This window comes from Syntrophomonas sp. UBA1041, assembly GCF_002316705.1.
In the GTDB taxonomy this organism is placed as follows: Bacteria; Bacillota; Syntrophomonadia; order Syntrophomonadales; family Syntrophomonadaceae; genus DTU019.
Genome location: NZ_DCEA01000025.1, coordinates 1 through 2,640 on the forward strand (window position 1 = coordinate 1; position 2,640 = coordinate 2,640).

3 protein-coding genes are annotated in these 2,640 nt (G+C 50.6%); all 3 read left to right on the plus strand.

The features are described 5' to 3' along the window. A partial coding sequence (locus B2633_RS04970; RefSeq protein WP_483169550.1) for a SpoIIE family protein phosphatase occupies window positions 1-276 on the plus strand: 276 nt, incomplete at its 5' end. Window positions 277-380: 104 nt separating this feature from the next. Beyond that, entirely contained in the window at window positions 381-1,766 is a 1,386-nt protein-coding gene (gene tilS, locus B2633_RS04975; RefSeq protein WP_483169552.1) for a tRNA lysidine(34) synthetase TilS, read from the plus strand. Window positions 1,767-1,858: 92 nt separating this feature from the next. Next, window positions 1,859-2,640 (plus strand): ATP-dependent metallopeptidase FtsH/Yme1/Tma family protein (locus B2633_RS04980; RefSeq protein WP_483169554.1); only part of this gene is annotated, 782 nt, incomplete at its 3' end.

Sequence of the window (2,640 nt, forward strand, 5' to 3'; positions counted from 1 at the left end):
ATTCTGGAGGAGATAGAAGTATTCAGGGATCAGATCGCGCTGTATCCGGGGGATATGGTGGTAATGCTCAGTGACGGGGTAGTGGAAGTCTTGCCGGATGCGGTGGAGCCTTTCTGGGTGCAGGATTTTCTGCAGACCATGGATGAAACCGACCCGCAGGTCCTGGCAGAGCACATACTTCATCGCGCCCTGACATTATGCCACGGTAAACCGGAAGACGATATGACGGTAATCTGCATGGCGTTGGAGCGGAATCTTAATCCGGTTATCGCTTAGCAACCAGAGGCACAGTAATTATTTCTGCGGAAAAAGACCTCCGGGGTTTGACATCCTTCATAACTGGGGTAGCATAGAATTATAGCCTGCTTAGTGAGGACACTATGTTAAACCAAGTTAAAGGATTTATCAAAAACCAGAAACTGTTTGGCCCAGGAGACAAGATTGTGGTGGCGGTATCGGGAGGGCCTGATTCCATGGCCCTGCTGCATATTATGCAAGAGCTTAAAAGCAGCTGGGATTTGACTTTAATCGCAGCCCATCTTCATCACGGGCTGAGATCCCAGGCTGACGAGGACCTCGATCTGCTCCGGGAGCAATGCCGGGCCTGGGGAATAACCCTGGAGGTGAAGCATTTAGACATTGCCAGTCTGGCCAGGGAAAATAAACGCTCCTTGGAAGAAATGGGCCGGATTTACCGCTATGATTTCTTTGCCGAGGTCCTGCAAAGGCACCAGGCCCAATACATCGCGACCGCTCATCACCAGGAAGACAACGCCGAATCGGTGCTTTTGCACCTCTTGCGGGGCAGCGGTATCCAGGGTTTGCGCGGCATCCTTCCTATTAACAATAATATCGTCAGGCCTATGCTGGGGATCAGCAAGGCTCAGATTATGGAATATATCAGTAAAAATCAGATTCCCTATGGGGTGGATTACAGCAACAATGACTTGAGGTTTACCCGCAATCGCATCAGACATGAGTTGATTCCCTGCCTGCGGGAGAAATATAATCCTCAGTTGATCAATACTTTAAACCAGCTGGCTGATATTGTGCGACAGGAGGATGATTGGCTGCAAGATCTCACAGTGGGATGCTGGCAGGAAATTGTAACTGAAGGGCCGGATAGGCTGGTCATAGCGATCCAGCCCTTTTCGGAAGCCCACCCCGCCGCCCAGAGGCGTTTGGTAATGGCGGTTTGCCGCCGTCTTACGGGATTGGAAGGCTGGGAGAAGAAGGACATCGACAGCATTATCAGGCTGGGCCAGAGTCCGGGATCTTCTCACTATCTTCGTCTCCGGAAGAGCTTGATGGTCTACAAAGTCTATGACCAGCTGGTCTTTACCACCCGACAGCGTAAAAAAGTAGCCTTTAATTATCCGCTCACGGTTCCCGGGCAGGTATACATTGAGGAAACCGGTGAATTGGTGAGCTGCTTTGTGCTGCCCCGTGAGAAGTGCGGCCCCCAGAGCCGGGACACCTTGCTCGATTGGGACCGGGTCAAGGGAGCACTCTTTTTGCGTTCGCGCCTGCCGGGTGATCGTTTCGCCGCCTCTCCCACCTCCACTTCCACCAAATTGAAGGAGTATTTCATTAAAAACAAAATACCCTGGGCCGACAGGGAGAGGATTCCCATCCTGGCATCAGACCTAGGGCGGATTTATGCCCTGGTCGGTCAGGCTGTCGATAATGATGCCCGGGTAACTTCTCGGACCGAGTACATTCTGGTGATAAAAAGGGAAAGACTAAATAAAACAGACCAGGTCTAAATAGGCCGCACAACAGGTGACAATTGCATTGACCGGGTGTATATGCTAAAATATTACGGAAATTCTCAGTATTTCAAAGGAGAGGAAAAATTTTGGATCGAGCCCTGAAGAACATAGCCATATATGTACTGATCGTACTGCTGGCGGTCTTTGCCATAAAATTTACCTCCAGCCCTGATGAACAGATCAAGGAGCTTTCCGAACCGGATTTTTATAATTTGATAGTCGGTGAGCAAGTTGCTTCTGCCCAGGTGCAGGTGGATGAATTGGTTTACGAGATTACCGGAGATCTCAAAGACGGCACCAAGTTTTCCGCCACGGTTTCAAAGGAAACCGATATCATTAAGGTATTGCGGGAAAAGAACGTGCCCTACTCGACGCAGCCGGTACCGCCGCCTTCGATCTGGATGACTTTGTTGACCACTTTGCTGCCCATCGTGATTTTGATTGCCTTCCTGATGTTCATAATGAACCAGACCCAGGGGGGCGGCAACCGGGTGATGCAGTTTGGCCGCAGCAAAGCGCGCCTGATGTCGCAGGATGATGTTAAGGTAACCTTCAAGGATGTCGCTGGAGCCGAAGAGGCTAAAGAAGAAATGCAGGAAGTGGTGGAATTCCTTAAGAATCCACAAAAATTCCTACAGCTGGGGGCTAAAATCCCTAAAGGGGTTTTATTATTCGGAGCGCCGGGAACCGGCAAAACCCTGATGGCGAAAGCCGTCGCCGGAGAGGCCGGGGTGCCGTTTTTCTCAATCAGCGGTTCTGATTTCGTGGAAATGTTTGTTGGGGTAGGAGCGGCCCGAGTAAGGGACCTGTTTGAACAGGCCAAGAAAAACGCGCCCTGTATTGTATTTATAGATGAAATCGATGCTGT